We start from the raw sequence: 22,413 nt of genomic DNA, 5'->3' as shown, positions 1-22,413 counted from the left end.
AATGCGTAATAACCTGCCGGTTACCCAAAACGCCTATGCCTTTCCCGCCGATCAGACGTTGATCTCGATCACGGATCTGAAAGGACGCATTACCTACTGCAATTCCAATTTCATCGCTGTCAGCGGCTTCAATTCGTCGGAGCTGCTGGGGCAGGCACACAATATCGTGCGCCATCCCGACATGCCCGAGGAAGCCTTCAGGGATATGTGGGAAACCATCCAGGCAGGTCTGCCCTGGACGGCACTGGTCAAGAATCGTCGCAAGAACGGCGACTACTATTGGGTCAGGGCCAATGTGACCCCCGTCCGTGATGGTGAGCGCACTGTCGGTTTCCTGTCGGTGCGTACGCGCGCAGCCGATGACGAGATTGCAGCGGCGGACAGTCTCTATGCCATGATGCGCCAGGAAGCCTCGGAAGGACGGCGGGTGCACGGCCTGCTGCGTGGCGAAGTGGTGCGCTGCACGCTGCTTGGACGCCTGGGGCGTTGGCTCAGGCCTGGCATGCGCGGGCAGATCGTTGCGCTGTCCCTGCTGGCGGCCGTCATGCCGCTGGTGGCGGTATTGGCAAGTGCGCCGGTGTGGGGGGTGGCAGCCGTCGCGGTCCTGGGGGCAGTGTGTGCAGCCTTGCTGATGATGCATCTGATGCTGGGGCCGCTGAGGCAGGTTGTCGCGACAGCCAACCTGATGGCGGGTGGCGACCTGTCGCGTTTTGTCCAGGTCACGGGCAAGGGCGAAGTCGCCCAGTTGCAACTGGCGCTGGCACAGTTGAACGTATCGGTACGCACGGTGGTGCGCGATGTCCGCCATGAAGTGGCCAATCTGCTGGGGGGGACCCAGGAGATCGCCAACGGCAACAAGGACATGATGGCGCGTACCGAGACGCAGGCCAGCAATCTCGAAGAAACAGCCGCGACGATGGCGCAGATCTACAGCACCATCCAGCAGACCACGCAACTGGCTCAGCAGGGTGCCGAGCGTGCCCGCCTGACTGCCCTGGCCGTGGAGCGGGGCAATGGGGCCGTGCAGAGCGTCGCGAGCACCATGCAGGAAATCGAAGACTCTTCGCAGCGCATCCAGGACATCATCCATGTGATCGAGGGCGTGGCGTTCCAGACCAACATCCTGGCCTTGAATGCGGCTGTCGAAGCGGCACGCGCTGGCGAGCAGGGGCGTGGCTTTGCCGTGGTGGCAGCCGAAGTGCGGGCACTGGCCCAGCGTACGGCCGGCGCAGCGAAGGAAGTGCGCAGCCTGATCGAAGAGTCCGGCCAGCGAGTCATGGCAGGGGGCCAGCGTGCCGCCGATGCCCTGGCGCGGATGGGCGAGGTGACTGGTGCAGTCGGCGAAGTCAGTGCGGTTCTCGAACAGATCAGCCATGCCTCGCAGGAACAGTCGGCAGGTGTGGGCCAGATCAATGATGCCATCTCCGGGCTGGATTCGATCACCCAGCAGAATGCCGCGATGGTCGAGGATCTGGCCTCATCTGCCAACTCGCTCAACCGCCAGGTGGCATTGGTCCACAACACCATCCGCGTATTCCGCCTGACCGAAAGGGATACCACGCTGGCCGAGACCGATGCCGTCGAGCTGCGCCGCCAGCAGCGTGGCGATGTGATCGACGATGCCGGTCATATCGATTTCGAGCAGGCCATCGCCAGCCATCAGCAATGGCGGGTGACACTGCGCAATGCGATCAATCGCAAACTGACCGTTGATCAGCGTGCCGGGCGCGATGACTGCTGCGCGCTGGGCGCATGGTTGCTCGGACCCGGACGCCAGCAGTTCGAAGGTGAGCCGGCCTTTGCGACACTGGTCAGCGCGCATCGTAATTTCCATACCGAGGTGGGCGCTGTGGCTGACCTGATCAACCGCAGGCAGATGGACGAGGCCGAGCAGGCACTTGCGACCAATCGTCCGTTGCACCGGGCTGGCCAGACGCTGACCCAGGCCATCCGCAGTGCCGCCGGTCTGGAATGAGGGCACTGCGTATCCTGGTGGTCGATGATGATGTGCTCAACCTGCGGATTGCAGCCAGGTTGCTGAAGGAACTGGGGCATGCCGGGGCGTTGGCAAGCGATGGCGACAAGGCGTTGCGCCTGCTGGTCGAGCAGTCTTTCGATGTGATGCTGCTGGATGTCAACATGCCGCATCCTTGTGGCGATGCCACGCTGCGGGCGTTGCGTGCACGCGAACGCACGGCGGGTGGAAAACGTCTGCCGGTGCTGATGATTTCCGGCTATGTGACCGAGGAAACCCGTCATCATTTCATGGAGATGGGTGCCAACGGCTTCATCGAGAAACCTCTGGCGCTGGATGTGCTGGCGACCGAGTTGGCGCAGTTGATACCAGGATAGCCGATGCTGATTCCTGCCCTGCTCTGGTCATGTGGCATATTGGCACTGCTGGTGCTGTGCGGCTGGTGTGGCTGGCGCTGGTCTGACGAAAGGGCGCGGCGCAGCCTGGTGCATATGGTGGGCATGCTGCGCCTGCGCAGCGATGCCGCCTGCCTTCTCGATGCCGATGGCTGCATCCATTGGTGCAATGATGCCTATGTCCAGTTGACGGGGTATGTCGAGCGGGATCTGCTCCGGCGCTCCTGGCAGGCATTGTTGTTTGCCAGTGTCGAGGATGAAGCCGCACGGCAGATTGTCGGTGATGCCCTGAAGGCCCGTCGCGAATTGCGCCGGGATGTCATGTTCAGGAGCAAGCGCGGCGAGGTGCGCTGCATGATCGTCGAGCTGCATCCGCTGTACAACCTGTCCCGGCGTCGTTTCCTGGGATACCTGGTTGTACAGATCGATATCGACCAGCAGCGCAACGAGCGTCGCATGACGTTGCTGGCGCTGCGTGATCGCCAGACAGTGCTGGATATCCTGGACCGTCATGCCATCGTGACGGAAACCGACCTGCAGGGGCGCATTACCCGTGTCAACGAGCGCTTTGTGCAGGTCAGCGGCTATCGTGCCGACGAATTGCTGGGACGCAATCACCGCATGTTCAATTCCGGCCAGCATGACGCGGCTTTCTGGCGCGATCTGTGGGAGACGATCGGTCTGGGCGGCATCTGGCATGGCGAGATCTGCAACCGTGCCAAGGACGGATCACTGTACTGGCTCGATAGCGTGATTGCCTCGATGCCGGGGCCTGACGGCAAACCGGCCAAGTATGTCTCGATCCGCTACGATATCACGGCGCTGATGCGCAGCCGCGACATGCTGGCCCGCACCGGGCGGATCGCCGGCATCGGTGGCTGGTACTGCAATCTGGATACGCGCACGCTGTACTTTACCGAGGCGGCCAGCGAAATCCTGGCCTTGCCGGGAGAACAACTGCGGGTCGAGGCCCTGCCGGTAGCGTTGCCTTCCGAGATGTGGCAGGCGTTCAGGGAGCGGGTACGGCATACCATGGCCACCGGCGAAGCATTTTCCCAGGAGATCCGTATCCGGCAGGCCGATGGCATTGCGCTCTGGATGCGGGTCAGTTGCGAGGTCGAATATCTCAACGGCCGTGCTCACCGGCTGGTGGGGGCGGTACAGGATGTCAGCGCCCAGGTCGAGGCGCGGCTGCGCATCGAGACCAGCGAGCGTATCCTGCGTTCGGCCATTGATGCGCTGGATGAGGCCTTTGCGCTTTACGATGCGCAGGAACGGCTGATGCTGTGCAATGACAAATACCTGGATCTTCTGGGGGAACGGCGTCACGAAGTCCGTATCGGCATGCCGATCGAACGCATCCTGCGACTGTCGATCGATGCCGGCAGCTATCTGGCGGCACGTGCCGATCCCGATGGCTGGTATGCCAGTCAGTTGGCGATGTGGCGCCAGCCTTCGCACCAGCAACGCCTGCAATTGAGCAACGGGCGCTGGATCAAGCGTGTGGTGGCGGCCACGTCAGATGGCATGCGGGTCATGTTCTGCATCGACATCACCGACCTGCAGCAGGCTTTGGTCAATGCGGACAGTGCCTCGCGCAGCAAAAGCCAGTTCCTGGCCAACATGAGTCACGAGATCCGTACGCCCATGAATGCGATCATGGGATTGCTGCAGTTGATCGAAACCACCGGGGTGCGCCCGGAGCAATCCGACCTGCTGCGCAAGACGGAAGGGGCAGCGCGTTCGTTGCTGGAAATCCTCAACGATATCCTGGATTTTTCCAAGGTCGAGGCCGGCAAGATGAAGCTGGACCCGGAGCCTTTTGCGCTGGATGAACTGCTTTCCGATGTCTCGACGATCCTGTCCGGTACCCTGGGCGAAAAAAAGCTGGAGCTGATCTACGATATTGATCCAGCCATTCCTGCTGTATTGATTGGCGATGCTCTGCGGCTCAAGCAGGTATTGATCAATCTGGGCGGCAATGCCATCAAATTCACGGCGCGTGGCGAGGTGCGCCTGGCATTGCGCCTGGTCAGCCAGGATGACAGCGGTGCCCGGCTGGAGTGCCGGGTGCTGGATACCGGTATCGGGATCAGCAAAGAAGCCCTGAGGCATATTTTCACCGGCTTTAGCCAGGCCGAAGCCTCCATTTCGCGCCGTTTTGGTGGAACAGGACTGGGCCTGGCCATCAGCCATCGCCTAGTGGAACTGATGGGCGGGGAGTTGCGTGTTGACAGTGAACCTGGCAAGGGTAGCTGCTTCTTCTTTGAAATCGTGTTGCAGCCCGGTCGTGACCGCCAGGTACATCTTTGTGGGGTGTGTCACGATACCCGTGGTGCACAGGCCTTGTTGCTGGAACCGCATCCGGTCTCTCGTGCCATGCTGAGCCGGTTGCTGGAGCAGCAGGGGGGATGGCAGGTGGTGGCATGCAGCGATGCGATGCGGGCAGGAGAAGTACTGGATACTCTGCATGATTGGCCAGCCGTGGCGCTGGTCAGTGCCGAGGCACCTGGTCACGAGCTATTGATCGAGCGCCTGCGGCATGGCCCGGATCCCGATTGCCCGCCCGCGATTGTCCTGGCGACTTCGCATCCGCGGCCTCCGCAGGCAGGCATGCCGGTGCTGTGCAAGCCGCTGACGTTTTCGATGCTGTGCGCGGCCCTGCGTGGCCGCGCACCGGATATGCCCCCGACATCGTCCGAGCATGCCGTGCGCCGTCTGGAAGGGGTCAGGCTGCTGCTGGTCGAGGACAACGATATCAACCAGGAAGTGGCGACCCGCCTGCTTGAACGGGAGGGCGCGCGGGTACGTGTGGCTGCCAATGGGCAGCAGGGGTTGCAGGCACTGGATGCCGAACCGGACGGCTACGATCTGGTTCTGATGGATATGCAGATGCCTGTGATGGATGGTCTGCAGGCTACCTATGCGATCCGCAGGGATGGCCGTCATGCCGGACTGCCCATTGTCGCCATGACGGCCAATGCCATGCAGTCAGACAGGGACGCCTGCATGGCGGCAGGCATGGATGCCCATATCGGCAAGCCCTTTCATCTGGAGGATCTGGTGGCCGTGATTCAGCGCCACCTGCGCGATGGCAGCAGATTTGAGGGTATGGAAACGGTTCGGGAGGTCAGGCGGCATCAGCCCGCTGCACCATTGCAGGAAGGACCGGCAATGGTACTTGACGCATCACTTGCCCTGGCGCGACTGGGGCAGGACAAGGTTCTGTACTGTCGCCTGCTGGAGGATTTCCGGCCTGCGGCAAAGCGGCTGCTCGAAGCCGCCCGTACTGCGCTCGAGGTGGTCGATGCGCGGGCATTGCGCAGCGCCATTCACCCATTGAAGAGCACGGCGGCCGCCACGGGCGCGGATCGCCTGGCGGCTGCCTGCGCGATGCTCGAGCGTGAAGTCGTGGCTGGCGGCATGGATGCAGATGCACCGAGGCAATCGCTGCCAGCGCACTGGCATGATGCTGTGGCTGGCCTGGAGCAGATGCTGGTCGAGGCTCTGGAAGCGCATGCATGCTGGCTGGAACAGCAGACGCTGCCGGTGGTGGGCACGCCCGAAACCGGTTCCCCGCCCGCGTCTGGTGACGAACTGGCTGCCTGCCTGGCGGCCCTGGCCGATGCGCTGGCAAGTAGCGACATGACGGCATTCGACCTGTTCGATGACCTGATGGCGCGGCATGCCGATGCCCTGGGTGACAGCGCTGTCGCCCTGTCCGAGGCGATGGCGGATTTCAATACCGATGTCGCACTGCGTGTGGTGCGGCGTGAGCAGGAGCGTTGCGGGCCATCGTCCGCTTCATGAGCGGCGGGCTTTGCCGGGCAAGCGGTACGCCGCACCGGCTTGCCAGCGTTTGCTGGATCGGCTGGCGGAGCAGTTACTGGCCAGTGCCCAGGACACAGTCAGTCCCGCGTCCTGAAAATCTCCACCATGGACTTGAGCTGTCCGGCCTGATCGTTGAGCGATTCGGCGGCGGAAGCCGCCTCGCTGACCAGCGCCGCATTCTGCTGGGTCGCCTGGTCCATGCTGTTGACGGCCTGGTTGATCTGCGTGATGCCGTCGGACTGTTCGCGACTGGCAGTGGCGATTTCGTCCATGATGCGGGTCACGCCCTGCACGCTGCGAACCACCTCGCGAATGGTTTTGCCGGCATCCTCTGCCAGCGCATTGCCGCGTCCGACGCTGGCGACCGAGGCATCGATCAACTGCTTGACCTCGCGTGCTGCCGATGCGGAACGCTGGGCCAGTGCGCGTACCTCCGAGGCCACCACGGCAAAACCCTTGCCTTGTTCACCGGCCCGTGCCGCTTCGACGGCGGCATTGAGCGCCAGGATGTTGGTCTGGAAGGCGATGCCGTCGATGACTGCGATGATATCGACGATCTTGCGCGAGGCGGCATCGACTTCACCCATGGTGCTGACGACCTGTTCGACCACGACGCCCCCCTGTGTCGCGACTTCGGCTGCCGAGGCGGCCAGGGCTGCCGCTTCGCCGGCATTGTCGGCATTGAGACGGACTGTGGCAGTGAATTCTTCCATTGAAGCGGCCGTCTGTTCGAGTGAACTGGCCTGATGCTCGGTACGGCTGGCCAGGTCGTTGTTGCCCGATGCGATCTGGTGTGCGGCCGTGGCAATCGATTCCGTGCCCGCATGGACGCCGCGCACGATCTGCGCGAGGTTGTCGCGCATGGTGCGGATAGCATGCAGCAGGCTGTCCTCGGCACCTGGCAGGACTGCGATATCGCTGGTCAGGTCCCCCTGGGCCATGCGCTGGGTGGCAACTGCAGCAGGGCCTGGCTCGCCGCCGATCTGGCGCAGCAGGCCGCGGGTAATGACGATGCCGGTAGCCAGCAGGACCAGCGCCAGCAGGAGTGCGCCGCCACCGAACCAGGTGACACGCTGCAGGAAGGTGGCCTGTACGGTATCGACGTAGACACCGGAACCCAATACCCAGCCCCACGGTGCGAAGCCCTGCACATAGGAGGCCTTTGGGACAGGTGCTTCGCTGCCAGGCTTGGGCCACATGTAGTGCACGAAACCGGCTCCGCTGGCCTTGACCTTGTCGACGAAGGCCACGAACAGGCGCAGGCCGGTCGGGTCACGGCTGTCGCTCATATCCTTGCCCTCGAGTTCTGGGCGGATCGGATGGAGTACGATGCGCGCGTCCATGTCGTTGATCCAGAAGTACTCGTTGCCGCTGTAGCGCATGGCCCGCAATGCGTCGATGCTGGCCTGGCGCGCGGCTTCCTCGCTCATTTCACCGGCCTGGGCGCGGGCGTGGAAGCTGGCCACCAGGCTGTATGCGGTTTCCACGGTCTGGCGTACGCCCTGGGCGCGTTCCTGCATCAGCAGCGTTCGCTCGGAAAACAGGAAGGCGGCAGTGATGGCCAGGACGCCGGCCACTGTCAATGTCACGAGCAGGCCCAGGCGTTTGCCCAGGCTCAGGGAGTGGATCGAGCGCAAGGCCATGATGCTTCCTTCTGATGCGTTATGTTATGTAATCAGACTGCAATGTCTCCAGATCAGGTTAACGTGCGTTGCACTGCAGAATTTAGGGACAAAAGGCCGTTGAAGGCCTTGTCCGCGGGTATTCCCGAGGGCAGATTACAGGCTTCAGGCGATCGCCAGTCGCCAGAGTGTGGTGGTTTCCTGGCTGCGCGCCTCGTAGAGCGGATCGTTGCGATCCAGGGCCTTGGGGTGGGCGGGCCGGGTGTCGCTGCGGCCTATGACCCGCAGGCCCGCCTGGGCGAAGGCTTCCGGCAGCATCTGGGGGGTGCGCAGGCCGAGGTGTTCGGCCAGGTCGGACAGGATCAGCCAGGCCTGCCCGCCGTCTTCGAGATGGTGCGGTACGCCCTGCAGAAAGCCCAGCAACATGCGGTGGCCGGGATCGTAGACGGCCTGTTCGATCTGGCTGGTCGGCTTGGCCGGCAGCCACGGCGGGTTGCAGACAATCAGGTCGGCCCGACCCGGTGGAAACAGGTCGCAGGCTACGGCCTGGAATGTGTCGGCATGGCCCATGCGGGCCAGGTTGTCGCGTGCGCAGGCCAGCGCACGGGGGTTAAGGTCGGTGCCGATGACGCGCTCGAGGCCACGCTGCAGCAGCAATGCCGACAGCACGCCGCTGCCTGTGCCGATATCGAAGGCGCTGCGGGCACCCGGTGGCAGGGGGGCGTTGGCCAGCAACGGCAGGTATTCGCCCCGGATCGGTGAATAGACACCATGCGGCACGTGGATGCGTGCAGGCAGGCCGGCAATCTCGATGCCTTTCTTTTGCCACTCCCATGCGCCGACATAACCTTGCAGCGTTCGCAGCGGGATCAGCTCGGGCTGGCCGGCAGGCTCCAGCGCCGCCCGGCAGGCCTCGCCAAGATCGGGGGCACGGCGCAGCGCAATCGTGCCATCGGCTTCGACCGGAATCAGCAGCCGATTCAGTATCTGGGCGCGCTGGGACTGGCGCAGACGGTGCTGGTGAAACTGAGACTGGGGTGTCTGGGGGGCGGCGTCATTGCGGTGTGGCTGCTGCTGGCGTCGGTCCACACGGCTGGCCAGTGCCTTGAGCAACTGGCGGGCATTGTGATAATCGCCGCGCCAGACCAGTGCGGTACCCTGGCTGATCAGCCGGTAGGCGGCATCGGCGCTCAGCGTATCGTCGGCTGCCTGCAGGCGTAGCGGGGGCGTACCGTGCTGGTCGCGCCACAGGGCGCGACAGGGTTGATCGTGCTCCTGCCATTCCAGAATGAGCGGGGAAACGGCAGTGGGCTGGACGGACGGCATGGCGGACGGTCGCAAAAAGGCAAACCGGAATCATAGCAGTGTCATTGCGCCTCGATGGGCTGCAGTGCTTCGAAGAAGACGCACGTGGTCTGTTCCCAGGAAAAACCACGTGCGTAGGCTGTCGGGATGCTGCGATCGATCTCCAGGGCCTGCAGACAGGCAGCTTGCAGATCGGCATCGATGATCCCCGCACCCGAGTCACCCAGCACATCGAGTGTCGCCGAGGCCGGCAGTGCCGCAACCGGACAGCCGCAGGCCATGGCCTCCAGCAGGACCAGCCCGAAGGTGTCGGTCAGGCTGGGAAACACGAAGACATCGGCCATCCGGTAGCAGTGTGCCAGCTCGGTATGTGGCAATGCCCCCAGGAAACGTACGTCCGGATAACGGGCCTTGAGCGAGACCAGGACGGGGCCATCGCCGACGACCCATTTTTCACCCGGCAGGGAGAGGCTCAGAAAGGCATCCAGGTTTTTTTCCACGGCGGTGCGTCCTGCATACAGGAATACCGGCCGCGTGGGGGGTTGGGCAGGGCTGGCCTCAGGATCGGCAGGACCTGGCCTGAACGTATCCAGATCGACACCGCGTGACCAGACGATGACGCGTGCCGGGTCGAAACCGTAGGCCAACAGGTCGGCCCGTACGCTGCGGGTGGGCACCATGGTGCGCGCAGCCGGGCCGTGGAACCAGCGTAGCCAGCGATAGGTCAGCGCCAGTGGCAGGCGGATGCGCGCCTGGATATATTCCGGAAAGCGGGTGTGATAGGCCGTGGTGAATGGCATGCCGGTACGCAGTGCATGGCGGCGCGCAGCCATGCCCAGTGGCCCCTCGGTGGCGATATGCAGGGCATCCGGCGCAAAGTTGCGGATCAGTTCGGCCACCCGTCGTCCGGCACCCAGCGACAGGCGGATCTCGGGATAGGTCGGGCAGGGGATGGAGCGGAACAGGCCGGGATGGATGACGGCCACGGTATGGCCCATGTCCGTCAGGATGCGGCGGGTCTGTTGCAGCGTGAACACCACCCCGTTGATCTGCGGTGTCCAGGCATCGGTGACCAGGAGGATTTTCACGATTGCCCCCTGATGTGTTGCGTGGTGTGGGCAGTCGCTTCTTCGGTGTGCGTGCCATGGCTGTAACGGCTGCAGTCAAGCAGTTCCAGGCGGCCATCGTAGTGCTCGACCAGTGCGGTCAGGCTTTCGACCCAATCGCCGTCGTTGCAGTACAGGATGCCGTCTATTTCCCGCAGCTCGGCCTTGTGGATGTGGCCACAGACCACGCCGTCATACTGGCGTCGCCGTGTTTCGTTGACCAGCACCTGCTCGTAGGCCGAGATGAAGGAGACGGCATCCTTGACCTTGTGCTTGAGGTATTGGGAAAGCGACCAGTAGCCCAGTCCCATGCGGTTGCGCACGCGGTTGAACCAGTGGTTCAGCATCAGGATCAGGGTGTAGAGCTGGTCGCCCAGGTAGGCCAGCCATTTTGCATACTGGATCACGCCATCGAACTGGTCGCCGTGGGTGATCCAGAGTCGCTTGCCATCTGCCGTCATGTGTTCTGTTTCGAGCAGCACTTCGATGCCGCCGAACAGTTGCCGGTCGTATTGCCGGGCGAACTCGTCGTGATTGCCCGGGATATAGACTACCCGGGTGCCTTTGCGAACCTTGCGCAGCAGTTTCTGCACCACATCGTTGTGGGCCTGGGGCCAGTTCCAGCGCTTTTTAAGCCGCCAGCCATCGACGATATCGCCGACCAGATAGAGCGTGTCTGCATCATGCAGGCGCAGGAATTCCAGCAGTGGCTCGGCCTTGCATCCTGACGTACCCAGGTGCAGATCCGAGATCCAGATCGCGCGATAGCGCAGCGGGGCGTGTGACGTATCCATGACGTGTATTACGCCAGTCCTGCATGACGGCTGCATGTCATTTCGATGGCGGTCAGATTTCAACAACAGTGCTGTCGGCTGTCACGAACCTGTCTTCAATTTGCCATGAAGCGGTCATGCCACATGCCTAACCTGAAGGATGGAGACACGCGAGGACTGGCTGCATGCCGTCCATACAGACAAAGAGGTCGATCATGAAAATCGCAGTCGTGGGCACAGGCTATGTCGGCCTGTCCAACGCCATTCTTCTGGCACGACGCCACCAGGTGGTGGCACTCGATATCGTGCCGGAGCGGGTCAGGGCGCTCAATGCGGGCCAGTCACCCATCGAGGATCCCGACATCAGTCACCAGTTGCAGAATGCGGAACTGGATTTCAAGGCGACGCTGGATCCGCACGAGGCCTATCGGCAGGCGGCATTCGTGATCATCGCCACGCCGACTGACTATGATCCGGAAACCAATCGCTTCGACACCCGCAGCATCGAGGCTGTCGTGCAGGATATCCAGCGCATCAACCCGCAGGCCACCATGGTCATCAAATCGACTGTGCCGGTAGGCTATACGCGCAGTTTGCGACAGACCGTGGGATCGGACCGACTGTTCTTCGCGCCGGAATTCCTGCGCGAGGGCCGCGCACTGCACGACAATCTCTATCCTTCCCGCATCATCGTCGGTGAACGGTCGGCACGCGGCGAGGCCTTTGCCCGTCTCATGCAGGAAGGTGCCCGCCAGACCGACGTGCCGGTGCTGCTGACAGGCTCAACAGAGGCCGAGGCCATCAAGCTGTTTGCCAATACCTATCTGGCCATGCGCGTGGCGTATTTCAACGAACTCGATACCTTTGCCGAAACGCATGGCCTGGATACACGGCAGATCATCCGGGGCGTGGGGCTGGACCCGCGTATCGGCGAGCATTACAACAATCCTTCCTTTGGCTATGGCGGCTATTGCCTGCCCAAGGACACGCGCCAGTTGCTGGCCAATTACGACAGGGTGCCGAGCAACCTGATCCGCGCCATCGTCGAGGCCAATGGCACGCGCAAGGATTTCGTGGCCGCCTCGATCCTGAGGCGTCAGCCCCGGGTCGTGGGCATCTACCGGCTGGTGATGAAAGAGGGCTCGGATAACCTCCGTGCGTCAGCCGTGCAAGGGGTGATGAAGCGTATCAAGGCACGCGGTGTCGAGGTGGTGGTCTATGAGCCGGTTTTGCGCCAGGAGACGTTTTTCCATTCTCGTGTGGTACGCGATCTCGATGAGTTCAAGCGCATCAGCGATGTGATCGTCGCCAACCGGCGCAGCGCCGAACTCGATGACGTGGCCGACAGAATCTATACGAGGGATCTGTTCGGACAGGATTGAGCCTGTTGCCGGGCGCTGTCGTGGCAGAATGGCGGATTGGAAAAGGCGGGAATGGGTATCACAGTATGGATTTTTCTATTGCGCTCGTGTCAAGGAACCGGCTTTATACGAAGGCATACCGGCGCGTCATGCTTGACATACAGGTGCGGATCAATCAACTGGAAAGTGTCGAACTGCAGTGCCCCATTGGTGATACGGTACTGATCATGGCTTGCGACGAGGAAGATATTGCGCCTGGAGAACTGCGTGAAATGCCTGGCAAAGACGCAGTTTTTCAGTATGCGGTGGGTATCCAGGCTTATGTGGACGATGCGACCTTGAGGCAGGATCTGGTTCTGATTTTGAAGCAGGTATGTGAAAAAGTACCGTTTGCAATGCCCGATCACGAGCAATACCAGCGTATTTTTTGGTCGTGGGAGGGATATGAAAATTGAGTTGATGGAATCCGATGCAGCTGGGTGGTGTTTTCGTCTTTGATCGGCAGGGGTATCGTCAGTTCTTTGTCAGATGGACTGCAGGTGCCAGGGTCTTATGATTTTGTGCTGCGCCGGACGAAACTTTGTTGATGCCTGTATTCATGTGAGTCTTGGGTTTTTTAAATGAGTCCGTACAACCAGGAATTGCTCAATCGCTTTTATGCTCAAGGCCTTTCCAAGGCAGAGCTTGTCGATAGGTTTGATCTGGAAGGCCACACGCCTGCAGCGTTTATTTCAAGAGAAGTAGCGGCGGCGTCAGAAAAGGAAAGCGCCGACGATCTGGAGGATGCGATCACGCTTGCCTTTGCTTTTGGTGCAGCATCCATCCCTGCCGAAAAATTGAATGCCTTGTTGCTTGAGGATTGGCATTTCAAGCATGAGGATATTGCCAGCCTGCTCCAGGATATCAAGTCCGAAAGCAGTGTGGCGTCTCTGTTCAAGGCCTGCCAGACGCGCTACGCGTATCTGGAGTTTGATGATAGCCATGCCCTGGCGGTAAAGTGCATATGGGCGCTGGGCGACATCAACAATGAGGATGCCAGGCTTAGGCTGGCTGCGCTGTGCCGGTCAGAGATTAGTGTCATCCGATCGAATGCAGAACAGCAGTTGAAGCGCGTCATGAGTTGAGCACGATTGATGCCGTCATCAGGCTGCCTGCAATAGTGCCACAGGTATGCGTGCCAGATGTGAGGGTTCGACCCTGATGTTGGAATCGGGCTCAATGCTGGCCTCGGTACGGAAGGCGGCCGTCATTTCATGCAGGCGCTGGGCCTGCTCGGTCAGCTTGCCGGCAGCGCCCGCTGTCTGCTGTACCAGTTTCATATTCTGCCCGGTGTCGGCCTTGACGGTGCCGACGATTTCCTTGACGGCTGCGATGTCCTGGGTCTGGCGCTGTGCAGCGTCGGAGATCCAGCCAATGCGGTCATTGACGGCATGTACGGCCTTCAGGATGGCATCCATGGCCACGCCGGCCTGATGCACCTGGCCGGCACCGGCGGTTACGCTGCGATCGGATGCATCGATCAGGGCCTTGATCTCGTTGGCGGCCTGGCTGCTGCGCTGGGCCAGTTCGCGCACCTCGGCAGCGACCACGGCAAAGCCTTTGCCGTTCTGGCCGGCGCGGGCGGCTTCGACAGCCGCATTGAGGGCCAGCAGATTGGTCTGGGTGGCGATGCCGTTGATGAGCTGGACGATTGCATTGATGCGCTTGGCACTGGAGGCAATTTCGTCCATGGTGCTGACGACCTGCGCCACGGCCTCATGGCCGGTTGCGGCGGTTGTCTGGGCGTTGTGTGCCAGGGCAGTGGCTTCCTGCGCATGCTGGCTGCTTTGCTCGACGACGCTGTTGAGATGCTCGATGGCATCGTCTGCCTGAGCCAGTGCGTTGGCTTGACGACCGATTTGCTCGGAAATCATGTGACTGCGCTGGGCGATGTGTTCCGTGTCGGCATGCATGGCATCGGCCTCAGCGCGTACCGCCGTAACGGTATGCACCAGATTGTCTTGCATGTGGTTGAAGCCATCGAGGAGGGTGCCGATTTCGTTGCGTCCGCCACGAGGCAGGCGGGCCCGCAGGTCGCCGTCGGCCATGTGGGATACGTGGCGTTGCATGCTGGAAAGAGGGCGGAGCATGGCATGGCGGAACAGTCGATGGGCTCCCAGTGCCATCAGCAATGCCAGGACCAGGCTGGCAAACAGTGCGTAGCGCGCCGTATCGGATATCCAGGCCGCCTGTTCGACACTGCGTTGCGCCATGGTGCGATTGGTTTGTTGGAAGGCTTCCAGGGCGGCCATGAAATCGGCAGTGGCCGGTTCCAGAACCTGATCCACGATCCGGTTCGCCTCGATGCCGTTCCAGGTTTTCAGCGCTTCGGCCAGGGGCTTGAGTCCAGACTCGGCCAATGCCTGGTAACGGGTCTGGATATTCTCATAGGCAGGGTCCTGCGGGTTGTCGATATTCTGGCGGAAGTGATCGAAGCGTGCCTGGCTGCCCAGCAACAAGGTTTCCGCCTGTTGAATGGCGGCATCCCGTTGCTCGATCAATCCGCCTTCCATATCTGTCTTGGCATTGATCAGTGCGACACGGCTGCGGAAAAGTTGCAGGGAGGCATCGCTGAGGTCATTGGCCTGTTCGATGCCATAGCGGCTGAGGTTGGCAATCAACTGCCGGTTTTCCTTGAGCATCAGCAGACCGGCCCCGCCGGACAGCCCGAACAGGCCGACAAAGCCCAGCAGTACCAGCAGGAGTGCAGCATTGATACGCAGATTTTTGAACATGGTGACCGTCATGCCTCGTTCATGGAGCAGATAAGCGCGGACAGGACTGTCCGACGCGGGCCATTGTGCGCAAACAAGGTTGCAGGATTGTTACGCCACCAGGGGCGCAGGGGGCAGGATGCGGTGCGACGATATCGCGCAAGTGGCGCAGATGCGGCGCGAGGCGGGCGAAGGGCCGCCCTGCGCGGCCGGAATCGGCTATCCTGTTCGTTTAGGTATCTTTGATCTTTATCAGGCAGCCCATCCATGTTTGCTCATACTCCGCATCACCCTGGCGATCCCATCCTGTCGATCCAGGGCCACTATCGTGACGATACGCGTCCGGCCAAGGCCAACCTGACCATCGGCTTTTATTACGATGAGCAGGGGCGGGTGCCGGATCTGGCCTCGGTGGTGACAGCACGCGATACGGTGGCGGCGCATCCCCGCACGCCGGGCTATCTGCCGATGGGTGGAGATCCGTCCTATTGTGCCGCGATGAAGACGATGCTGTTCGATGCCGAGCCGGGCTCGCCGTTGTTCGAACGGATCGCGACGGTCCAGACACTCGGTGGCTCCGGCGCACTCAAGGTCGGTGCCGACCTGCTCAAGGGACTGTATCCGCAAGCCAGTGTGCATGTGCCCGGCCCGACCTGGGACAATCATCGCTCCATTTTCCAGGGGGCGGGGTTCGAGGTGGGCACGTATCCCTATTTTGATGCCGAAACGGGCACAGTGGCTTACGATGCCTTGCTGTCTCATCTGGAGTCACTGCCGGAATACAGTGTCGTGCTGCTGCATGCTTGTTGCCACAATCCGACCGGGACCGACCTGGCACCGGAACAGTGGGATGAGGTCATACGCGTATTGCAGCGCCGCCACCTGTTGCCGTTCCTGGATCTGGCCTACCTGGGATTCGCCCATGGCGTGGACGAAGATCGTTATCTGTTGCGTGCCCTGGTGCAGGCCGAGCAGCCGTTCCTGCTGGCGCAGTCATGCTCCAAGATTTTCTCGCTCTATGCCGAGCGGATCGGCAGCCTGAGTGTGTTCTGCGCCGATGCCGAACTGGCGCGTCGTTTGCACGGACAGCTTGAGGCGGCCGTACGGCGCAACTATTCCAGTCCGCCGGCCTATGGCGCGCGCATTGTCGATACGGTTCTGCGCACGCCCGAACTGCTGTTGCAATGGCAGGATGAGTTGAATGGCATGCGTGAGCGTATCCGTCAGGCGCGGATTGCGCTGGGTGATGCACTGGCACAGCATGACGCGGATGGCTACGACTGGGGATTCATTCAGCGTCAGAATGGCCTGTTCAGCTACGATCCCGGTCTGGGGCAGGCAGCGGATCGCCTGCGCGACGAATTCGGCGTCTATATCCTGCCGACCGGCCGTATCTGTGTTGCAGGCGTGACGCCGGACAATACCGAAACGATCGCCAGGGCGTTTGCCACGGTCATGGCTGGCCGCTGAGATGGCAGGCTGGATTTCCGCTCAGGCACTCGATGACCAGGGCATCCAGCTCAATACAGGCTTCTTCGAGCCTGTCTGTGATGGGGGGCCTGATTTCGCATCGCGCTAAACTCAGGTACAGATTCTGTATGGCCTGCGGAATGGTGTAGAGGCACAGCGCCAGCTCCTTGTCGATCTGCCGGGCGCTGGCCAGTTCGGTGGCGAGGGCCTGCAGGCAGGCCACGAGATCCTCGTAGGCCGCCTCGTCAAATCGCATGTTCACCCTTGCTTCAAGGGTGAACATGTTCTGCGATATCTTTTCCTTCAAGCTGTTCAACATCAACAATGCAATCGTGGAGTGTGGCATATGCCGGCCCTTTCAGAATACAGCAATGTCTACAACACGGCGCTGAATGTGCTCGACAGAAAAGGCTTTTCCGTATGGTACGACGAGGAGGCAGAAATGTTCTGTGCCGAACGCAATGGCTGGGATTTCATGGCAGAAACACCCTGTGGCCTGCTGGGTCTGGTGGCGATCCATGAGTTCCAGAATCCGTCCTCGTTCGAGGCATACTGGTGGCGACTGGATGACAAGGATCTGTACGCTCAGATGAGCAACACGGCTCCGGATTATGTGTCGGTTTGCAAATGACTCCCTCCGTTTATCACACCTCTTTCCTGAAAAAAATCAAGATCTTGTTTGAGGGGGATGTCATTTCGGATGTCATTCGCCTCCGTGAGGAAGATGGGCATCTGGTTGATGATGTGGTCTTTTTGGCGCTTGGTGCAGGTCGTGTCGCAGGATTTCGTGCGAATGGAATGAATCCTTTGATTTCCAGGAATCATGTGGATGATTTTGATGATTTCAGTTTGTACGCCTTGTACGCCAGGATTGAAAAAATATCGCTGGGGTTTTCCGGATTTTCCGTCGGGTTTTCAGGGGTGTTGTTTAATCCGGCCTATAACGAAGTGGTAGCGATTTTTTTGGCTTCGGAAGATTTTTCTAAATCTGTTCTGCTTGCCTTTTCCGTAGATGAAATTTTCATTTATGAAGACTGTGAAAAGGCAGATGTGATTCGGATTTTGAAAAGCCGTTTCTTGCACTTCAAGGATGTTGATTTTTTGATTTTTCAAAGGCATACGGGTGATGCAGGCTGGGTCAATGCTGATTTTTGATTTTCAATAAGCATTCAATAGATCCGCAAGCGCATGGTCCTGGATCTGTTGCGCAAAGTCCCGTGGTGATCTGCCAGCCTTGTTCCTGTGTGCTGGCTCGGCTCCGCAGATGAGCAGGGCGGATACGGTCCGGTAGTCACCCCGGGCATTGAACACGGCAGTCCAGAGTGGCTGGTTGCCAAAACTGTCGATGACCGCCACATCGCCACCCTGGGACAGTATCTTTTCGACGATCTGTACCTGATTGCGTGCTGCAGCGTAGTGCAACGGTACTTGTCCCTTGCTGTCCTGGTGGTTCAGATCGATATCCAGTTCAATCAGCGTGATACCGACTTCGTCGTTGCCGTGGGCAATGGCTTCATGCAACAGGTTTTGCCCAAACTCATTGATCAGGTTGAGATTATCCTTGATTGCATGCAGGTCGATCGTGTCGATGGATTCGTTGCGCACGGCATTGAAAAGGCTGGAGGTCAATTGTATTTCTCGCATTCTTGTTGATGGTTATGAGATTGCGCTTTGACGTTGCGCCATGAGTCTGTTGACCAGGATATGTTTCATGCTAGATGGTACTCAGGTCAATGACACGCTCAGGCAGCTTTTTCAGCGCACGGCTTTTCTGCACAATCTCGGTCAGCCAGGGAAGATGGCGCTGATGCTGGATATGCACCATGAGTTCCAGGGCCCATTCCCAGCTATCCGGCTCCGCCAGTAGTTGCCTGAATCGGGACAGGGCTTCGTCGGTGTGGCCTTGCAATAGATGCAGCATGCCCTGATGCAGATAGGTCCAGACAGTGACCGGATTTTCGGCCAGCAAGCCGTGGATATAGGTACTGGCCGAGGTGATGCCTTGCATCTGTTGGCGGATGACCAGCATCCGATCGCGGGCTGCTTCGGCCATAGCCTGTGCCTGCGGGGTGAATTGGTCATCATTGCGGTATCGGATGCTGCCTATATCCTGCTGGCGATAGCCTGCATCGAAGGCGTAGACTTCCTTTGGGTACCACATGAATTGCACGCCGATATTGAGCAAACTGCCAGGAGAACTGGAGGGCTGGAATTCGATCAGCGTGATATACCAGCCGTTGTCATCCAGCCAGAGCCGGGACTGACCCTTGCGGATGGCACCGGCCGGCTTGAGGGCCATGCGGGCGGCTGCATTGATGATTCTGTTGTGATTGCCTGTGTTGCTCATGTCTGCTTGTCCGGGCTGGGTGCATAACCAGCATTTTCGTCGGTTGTCAGGCCATAGAGGCTATATTCACGTTCGATAAATGCCTGGAACGTGCCCGTGAATTCCACCTTTGGAAAGCGCGGAAACTCTTGCCGCCTGGACCACGTCAGGTGCACGACCGACACACGCTCAGGAGTGCCGAGATGGAGCAGCAGAATATCGTCGTTGCCTTCCCGGTAAGCAATCACGCGCAGTTCCATGCCATGCAGCGGGTGATCCTGTGGACGCTCCAGCAGGAATTCGGCCTGCAGGGCCTGTTGCTTGCGTTCGGTTGGTGTCTCCCAGCCTTCAGGCAGCCGGCGTTGCAATTCGTGCTGCGTGAGCATGTCGAGTCGTTGCGTCATGCGGTGTCAGCCTTGTGATGCCGGTTGTTGCAGGAAGTCGATCACCAACTGGTTGAATTTCGCGGGGTAGGCCAGATTCATGGCATGCGAGGCACCCGCGACTTCGGCAACCTGGGCATGGGACAGTTGCTCGCCCAGTGCGTCTACGGTCTGGCGAAAACGCGGCAGGCTGCGCTGGCCCTTGAGAAGCAGGACGGGCAGGTTCAGCTCGGCGATTTCAGATGGCTGGTAGGGGGGCAAGGCATCGTCGCGCAATTGACTGATCAGCGTGCTGGCGTTGTCGAGTGCCATTTGCCGGAAGTCGGCAGGGCTGAAGCGCCAACTGCCGGGGCGGCTGACACTGTCCACAAAGAGAGCGACGGCCTGCGCGCTGTCGCCGCGTTCCACCATTGCAATGACGTCTTCGCGCCAGGCCTGGTCCGGCAAGGCACCCTTGACATCGCGCAGGTCATGACTGGCCATGTAGCCGCCAGGCTCTGCCAGCACCAGGCGGTGCAGCAGATGAGGGGCCCGGCGGGCCAGGTGAAAGGCCAGGAAGCCGCCACGCGAATGGCCGATGACATCGAAGCGTTCGCCGCCGCCGGCCTGCTCGAGCAGCACCACGAGATCGTCGAGGTCCTGCTGCCAGCTCATGTGTTGGCTCAGGTGCAGCGGGTGATAGGCCCGCAGGCTGGGGGCCAGCGCAGCAAAGCCGGCGGATGCGAGCGCCGGCAACTGCCCGCGCCAGAAGCGGGCATCGCACAGCGAGCCATGGATCAGGAGAAGCGGGCGGCCGGTGCCGGCACGCAGGCAGGCCCAGAGCGGGCCTGCGGAGAAGGACAGGTTTTCGAATTCGGTGGTGTCGGACATGGATACAGCCAGGCAATGCAGGAGAGTCAGGGCCGCAAGCTCAGTTCTCCGCCTGACTCACCATCAGCCGGGCACGGAGAATGACCGGCGCGTCGATCATTTTACCGTCCAGACTGAACGCACCGGCCTGGGATTGCGCGGCGGCTTCGATGACCCGCCTGGCCCAGGCCAGTTCGGCCTCGCCGGGAGCAAACGCAGCGTGGACAGGTGCGACCTGTGCCGGATGGATCAGCAACATGCCGCCGAAACCCATTTCGCGGCTGCGGGCGGCCACGTTTTTCAGGGCATCGGGATTGCCGATATCCTGGAAAACGCCGTCGATGGGTGCGGCCAGTTGTGCGGCGCGGCTGTGCAGCAGGATCTGGTAGCGTGCCTGGTCCAGAATGGTCTGGGTGCCGGGCGTGCCCGTGTGCAGGTTCAGATCCAGCGCCAGGTCCAGGCTGCCGAAGGCCAGGCAGGCCACACCCGGCACGGCAGCGATGGCTGCCAGATCCAGCAGTCCGGCGGCACTTTCGATGATCGGGATCACGGCCCTGGCCGTGGCGGCAGCCTGCTGCGCCTGGGCGGCAGATTCGGTCTTGGGCAGCAGCAGACCAAGTACATTGTCATGTTTGCGGCACAATGCCAGATCCTGTTCGTGCCAGCGGGTGGTCGCATCGTTGATGCGGATCAGCACGCGGGCATCGGGATGATCTGTGAGAAACACATCAAGGGCGGCCCGGGCGGTGTTCTTGCTGTCGGCTACGACAGCATCTTCGAGATCGACGATGACGGCGTCGGCCCCGCTGGTCAGCGCCTTGGGAATGCGGTCGATCCGGCTGGCCGGGACGAACAGGGCGGTTCGCAGTGGCGAGGGCAATGCTGTGCGGATGGTGTCTGACGCGCTAGGGCTCATGATGGCGTGGATGGCTACGGTAGTGATAATCGGCGGTTCATGATGGTGGCACTGTCCGGGCAGTGCCACAGGGGGGCTAGACCGTTATTCTGTCGTGATCGAGCCTGGCATTCAAACCGTTCCTTGCTGGCGCAGTGCCTCGATGGCGGCATCATCGTAGCCCAGGGCGCGCAGGATGTCGCCGGTCTGCTCGCCCAGGGCCGGTATCGGGTCCATGCGTGGCGCAAAGGCAGAGTTGTCACCTGGTGGCAGCAATGCCGGCAGGGCGCCGGCCGGGCTGCCGACCTCGCGCCAGCGGTCACGGGCCTGCAACTGCGGATGGGCCCAGACATCATGCATGTCGTTGACGCGGGCATGGGCAATGCCGGCTGCGGTCAGCCGGTCTTCGACCGTGCCGATATCCATGTCTGCAAAGACGGCCACGATCAGCGTGCGCAGGGCGTCGCGGTTTTCGGTGCGCAGGGCATTGCGGGCAAAGCGTGGATCCTGGGCCAGTGCCGGCTGTTGCAGGACCTGGGCGCAGAAAGAGGCCCATTCGCGTTCGTTTTGCAGGCCGAGCATGATGGTGCTGCCATCGCCGACCGGAAAGGGGCCGTAGGGATAGATGCTGGCATGGGCGGCACCGGCTCGTATTGGCGGGGGCGCACCGTCGAATGCGTAGTACAGCGGATAGCCCATCCATTCGACCATGCTCTCCAGCATCGACACCTCGACGCGGCTGCCGCTCCGGGTGCGCTGGCGCAGCAGCAGGGCATTCAGGATCGCGGTGTAGGCGTACATGCCGGCAGCAATATCGGCAATCGAGCAGCCTGCCTTGGCGGGTTGCTCGGGCGAGCCGGTCACCGACAGGAAACCGCTTTCGCTCTGGATCAGCAGGTCATAGGCTTTCTTGTCCTGGTAGGGGCCGGTTTCGCCATAGCCTGAAATATCGCAGACGATCAGACGGGGATAGCGTTCGTGCAGTTGCTCGAATGACAGCCCCAGGCGTGCCGAGGCCCCGGGTGCCAGGTTCTGCACGAGGACATCGGCGTCTTCCAGCAGGCTGTGCAGGATGTCTTGCGCAGGTGGCTGCTTGAGATCCAGCGTGAGACTTTCCTTTGAGCGGTTGGTCCAGACGAAATGCGAGGCCAGGCCGCGTGTGCGCTCGTCGTAATTGCGGGCGAAGTCACCGCTGCCGGGGCGTTCCACCTTGATCACGCGCGCGCCCATGTCCGCCAATTGGCGGGTGCAGAAGGGGGCGGCAATGGCATGTTCCAGGCTGATGACGGTGATGCCGTCGAGCGGTCGGGGCGACTGACCGGCAGTGGTGTCTGTCCCGGCAGGTGTGGCAGAAGTGTGGCCCGTCATG

At 61.1% G+C, this 22,413-nt stretch carries 21 protein-coding genes; 9 read left to right on the top strand and 12 right to left on the bottom strand.

Going from position 1 to position 22,413, the window contains the following annotated elements; translation table 11 throughout:
- Position 1: 1 nt before the first annotated feature.
- Genes ABN482_RS01160 through ABN482_RS01150 form a run of 3 tightly spaced genes read left to right on the top strand, consistent with a single transcriptional unit; the run spans position 2 to position 6,180 of the window.
- The gene (locus ABN482_RS01160) at positions 2–1,975 is read left to right on the top strand and encodes a methyl-accepting chemotaxis protein (RefSeq protein ID WP_349502268.1); all 1,974 of its coding nucleotides are present in this window, start codon (positions 2–4) and stop codon (positions 1,973–1,975) included.
- The gene (locus ABN482_RS01155; protein ID WP_349502267.1) at positions 1,972–2,352 is read left to right on the top strand and encodes a response regulator; all 381 of its coding nucleotides are present in this window, start codon (positions 1,972–1,974) and stop codon (positions 2,350–2,352) included. The genes ABN482_RS01160 and ABN482_RS01155 overlap by 4 nt, the downstream gene beginning before the upstream one ends.
- Positions 2,353–2,355: 3 nt before the next feature.
- Positions 2,356–6,180 carry a PAS domain-containing hybrid sensor histidine kinase/response regulator gene (locus tag ABN482_RS01150; RefSeq protein ID WP_349502266.1) on the top strand — a complete coding sequence of 1,275 codons (3,825 nt, stop codon included), beginning with the start codon at positions 2,356–2,358 and terminating at the stop codon, positions 6,178–6,180.
- Positions 6,181–6,278: 98 nt separating this feature from the next.
- On the opposite strand, the gene ABN482_RS01145 is transcribed toward ABN482_RS01150, so the two are convergent.
- The 4 genes from ABN482_RS01145 to ABN482_RS01130 all read right to left on the bottom strand — a co-directional run bounded on the left by ABN482_RS01145 (position 6,279) and on the right by ABN482_RS01130 (position 11,028).
- Positions 6,279–7,844 carry a methyl-accepting chemotaxis protein gene (locus ABN482_RS01145; protein WP_349502265.1) on the bottom strand — a complete coding sequence of 522 codons (1,566 nt, stop codon included), beginning with the start codon at positions 7,842–7,844 and terminating at the stop codon, positions 6,279–6,281.
- A 144-nt stretch (positions 7,845–7,988) separates the two neighbouring features.
- A complete protein-coding gene (locus ABN482_RS01140; RefSeq protein ID WP_349502264.1) occupies positions 7,989–9,149 on the bottom strand; it encodes a methyltransferase in 1,161 nt (386 codons plus the stop codon).
- A gap of 41 nt (positions 9,150–9,190) precedes the next feature.
- Positions 9,191–10,216 (bottom strand): glycosyltransferase family 4 protein, encoded by a 1,026-nt coding sequence (locus tag ABN482_RS01135; RefSeq protein ID WP_349502263.1) that lies wholly within the window; start codon positions 10,214–10,216, stop codon positions 9,191–9,193.
- Positions 10,213–11,028, bottom strand: a complete 816-nt coding sequence (locus ABN482_RS01130; protein ID WP_109060907.1) for a UDP-2,3-diacylglucosamine diphosphatase — start codon at positions 11,026–11,028, stop codon at positions 10,213–10,215. Before ABN482_RS01130 ends, ABN482_RS01135 begins: the two co-directional genes overlap by 4 nt.
- Before the next feature lie 194 nt (positions 11,029–11,222).
- Here ABN482_RS01130 and ABN482_RS01125 point away from each other — a divergent pair, with 194 nt between their 5' ends.
- The 3 genes from ABN482_RS01125 to ABN482_RS01115 all read left to right on the top strand — a co-directional run bounded on the left by ABN482_RS01125 (position 11,223) and on the right by ABN482_RS01115 (position 13,492).
- Positions 11,223–12,389 carry a nucleotide sugar dehydrogenase gene (locus ABN482_RS01125; RefSeq protein WP_349502262.1) on the top strand — a complete coding sequence of 389 codons (1,167 nt, stop codon included), beginning with the start codon at positions 11,223–11,225 and terminating at the stop codon, positions 12,387–12,389.
- Positions 12,386–12,823 carry a hypothetical protein gene (locus tag ABN482_RS01120; protein WP_349502261.1) on the top strand — a complete coding sequence of 146 codons (438 nt, stop codon included), beginning with the start codon at positions 12,386–12,388 and terminating at the stop codon, positions 12,821–12,823. Before ABN482_RS01125 ends, ABN482_RS01120 begins: the two co-directional genes overlap by 4 nt.
- A gap of 165 nt (positions 12,824–12,988) precedes the next feature.
- The gene (locus ABN482_RS01115) at positions 12,989–13,492 is read left to right on the top strand and encodes a hypothetical protein (RefSeq protein ID WP_349502260.1); all 504 of its coding nucleotides are present in this window, start codon (positions 12,989–12,991) and stop codon (positions 13,490–13,492) included.
- 18 nt (positions 13,493–13,510) lie between these two features.
- On the opposite strand, the gene ABN482_RS01110 is transcribed toward ABN482_RS01115, so the two are convergent.
- Positions 13,511–15,142 carry a methyl-accepting chemotaxis protein gene (locus ABN482_RS01110; RefSeq protein ID WP_349502259.1) on the bottom strand — a complete coding sequence of 544 codons (1,632 nt, stop codon included), beginning with the start codon at positions 15,140–15,142 and terminating at the stop codon, positions 13,511–13,513.
- A 246-nt stretch (positions 15,143–15,388) separates the two neighbouring features.
- Between ABN482_RS01110 and ABN482_RS01105 the strand changes: the two genes are divergently transcribed.
- Positions 15,389–16,591 carry an amino acid aminotransferase gene (locus ABN482_RS01105; protein ID WP_349502258.1) on the top strand — a complete coding sequence of 401 codons (1,203 nt, stop codon included), beginning with the start codon at positions 15,389–15,391 and terminating at the stop codon, positions 16,589–16,591.
- Here the strand turns inward: ABN482_RS01105 and ABN482_RS01100 are convergent.
- Entirely contained in the window at positions 16,575–16,874 is a 300-nt protein-coding gene (locus tag ABN482_RS01100) for a hypothetical protein (RefSeq protein WP_349502257.1), read from the bottom strand. The genes ABN482_RS01105 and ABN482_RS01100 overlap by 17 nt on opposite strands.
- A 63-nt stretch (positions 16,875–16,937) precedes the next feature.
- On the opposite strand from ABN482_RS01100, the gene ABN482_RS01095 reads away from it, so the two are divergent.
- Entirely contained in the window at positions 16,938–17,222 is a 285-nt protein-coding gene (locus ABN482_RS01095) for a hypothetical protein (RefSeq protein ID WP_349502256.1), read from the top strand.
- A complete protein-coding gene (locus ABN482_RS01090) occupies positions 17,219–17,746 on the top strand; it encodes a hypothetical protein (RefSeq protein WP_349502255.1) in 528 nt (175 codons plus the stop codon). Before ABN482_RS01095 ends, ABN482_RS01090 begins: the two co-directional genes overlap by 4 nt.
- A gap of 3 nt (positions 17,747–17,749) precedes the next feature.
- On the opposite strand, the gene ABN482_RS01085 is transcribed toward ABN482_RS01090, so the two are convergent.
- From ABN482_RS01085 to ABN482_RS01060, 6 genes are all read right to left on the bottom strand, one after another.
- Entirely contained in the window at positions 17,750–18,220 is a 471-nt protein-coding gene (locus ABN482_RS01085; RefSeq protein ID WP_349502254.1) for an ankyrin repeat domain-containing protein, read from the bottom strand.
- Positions 18,221–18,305: 85 nt separating this feature from the next.
- On the bottom strand, positions 18,306–18,938 hold the full coding sequence (locus ABN482_RS01080; protein WP_349502253.1) for a hypothetical protein: 633 nt from the start codon (positions 18,936–18,938) through the stop codon (positions 18,306–18,308).
- On the bottom strand, positions 18,935–19,321 hold the full coding sequence (locus ABN482_RS01075) for a hypothetical protein (protein WP_349502252.1): 387 nt from the start codon (positions 19,319–19,321) through the stop codon (positions 18,935–18,937). Before ABN482_RS01075 ends, ABN482_RS01080 begins: the two co-directional genes overlap by 4 nt.
- A 6-nt stretch (positions 19,322–19,327) precedes the next feature.
- The gene (locus ABN482_RS01070; protein ID WP_349502251.1) at positions 19,328–20,170 is read right to left on the bottom strand and encodes an alpha/beta fold hydrolase; all 843 of its coding nucleotides are present in this window, start codon (positions 20,168–20,170) and stop codon (positions 19,328–19,330) included.
- Between the two features lie 40 nt (positions 20,171–20,210).
- Entirely contained in the window at positions 20,211–21,065 is an 855-nt protein-coding gene (locus ABN482_RS01065) for an HpcH/HpaI aldolase/citrate lyase family protein (protein WP_349502250.1), read from the bottom strand.
- A gap of 111 nt (positions 21,066–21,176) precedes the next feature.
- Positions 21,177–22,412 (bottom strand): CaiB/BaiF CoA transferase family protein, encoded by a 1,236-nt coding sequence (locus ABN482_RS01060; protein WP_143858275.1) that lies wholly within the window; start codon positions 22,410–22,412, stop codon positions 21,177–21,179.
- Position 22,413 lies beyond the last annotated feature (1 nt).

Source organism: Corticimicrobacter sp. (assembly GCF_040137905.1).
In the GTDB taxonomy this organism is placed as follows: Bacteria; Pseudomonadota; Gammaproteobacteria; order Burkholderiales; family Burkholderiaceae_B; genus Corticimicrobacter.
The sequence above is the reverse complement of the archived record's forward strand: the minus strand, read 5'-3'. Positions and strand labels throughout refer to the sequence as shown.

Excerpts from the sequence above, each read along its gene's own strand:
- ABN482_RS01160 (WP_349502268.1), top strand. The coding sequence starts at position 2 with ATGCGTAATAACCTGCCGGTTACCCAAAACGCCTATGCCTTTCCCGCC.
- ABN482_RS01155 (WP_349502267.1), top strand. The coding sequence starts at position 1,972 with ATGAGGGCACTGCGTATCCTGGTGGTCGATGATGATGTGCTCAACCTG.
- ABN482_RS01150 (WP_349502266.1), top strand. The coding sequence starts at position 2,356 with ATGCTGATTCCTGCCCTGCTCTGGTCATGTGGCATATTGGCACTGCTG.
- ABN482_RS01145 (WP_349502265.1), bottom strand. The coding sequence starts at position 7,844 with ATGGCCTTGCGCTCGATCCACTCCCTGAGCCTGGGCAAACGCCTGGGC.
- ABN482_RS01140 (WP_349502264.1), bottom strand. The coding sequence starts at position 9,149 with ATGCCGTCCGTCCAGCCCACTGCCGTTTCCCCGCTCATTCTGGAATGG.
- ABN482_RS01130 (WP_109060907.1), bottom strand. The coding sequence starts at position 11,028 with ATGGATACGTCACACGCCCCGCTGCGCTATCGCGCGATCTGGATCTCG.
- ABN482_RS01125 (WP_349502262.1), top strand. The coding sequence starts at position 11,223 with ATGAAAATCGCAGTCGTGGGCACAGGCTATGTCGGCCTGTCCAACGCC.
- ABN482_RS01115 (WP_349502260.1), top strand. The coding sequence starts at position 12,989 with ATGAGTCCGTACAACCAGGAATTGCTCAATCGCTTTTATGCTCAAGGC.
- ABN482_RS01110 (WP_349502259.1), bottom strand. The coding sequence starts at position 15,142 with ATGTTCAAAAATCTGCGTATCAATGCTGCACTCCTGCTGGTACTGCTG.
- ABN482_RS01105 (WP_349502258.1), top strand. The coding sequence starts at position 15,389 with ATGTTTGCTCATACTCCGCATCACCCTGGCGATCCCATCCTGTCGATC.
- ABN482_RS01100 (WP_349502257.1), bottom strand. The coding sequence starts at position 16,874 with ATGTTCACCCTTGAAGCAAGGGTGAACATGCGATTTGACGAGGCGGCC.
- ABN482_RS01095 (WP_349502256.1), top strand. The coding sequence starts at position 16,938 with ATGCCGGCCCTTTCAGAATACAGCAATGTCTACAACACGGCGCTGAAT.
- ABN482_RS01090 (WP_349502255.1), top strand. The coding sequence starts at position 17,219 with ATGACTCCCTCCGTTTATCACACCTCTTTCCTGAAAAAAATCAAGATC.
- ABN482_RS01080 (WP_349502253.1), bottom strand. The coding sequence starts at position 18,938 with ATGAGCAACACAGGCAATCACAACAGAATCATCAATGCAGCCGCCCGC.
- ABN482_RS01075 (WP_349502252.1), bottom strand. The coding sequence starts at position 19,321 with ATGACGCAACGACTCGACATGCTCACGCAGCACGAATTGCAACGCCGG.
- ABN482_RS01070 (WP_349502251.1), bottom strand. The coding sequence starts at position 20,170 with ATGTCCGACACCACCGAATTCGAAAACCTGTCCTTCTCCGCAGGCCCG.
- ABN482_RS01065 (WP_349502250.1), bottom strand. The coding sequence starts at position 21,065 with ATGAGCCCTAGCGCGTCAGACACCATCCGCACAGCATTGCCCTCGCCA.
- ABN482_RS01060 (WP_143858275.1), bottom strand. The coding sequence starts at position 22,412 with ATGACGGGCCACACTTCTGCCACACCTGCCGGGACAGACACCACTGCC.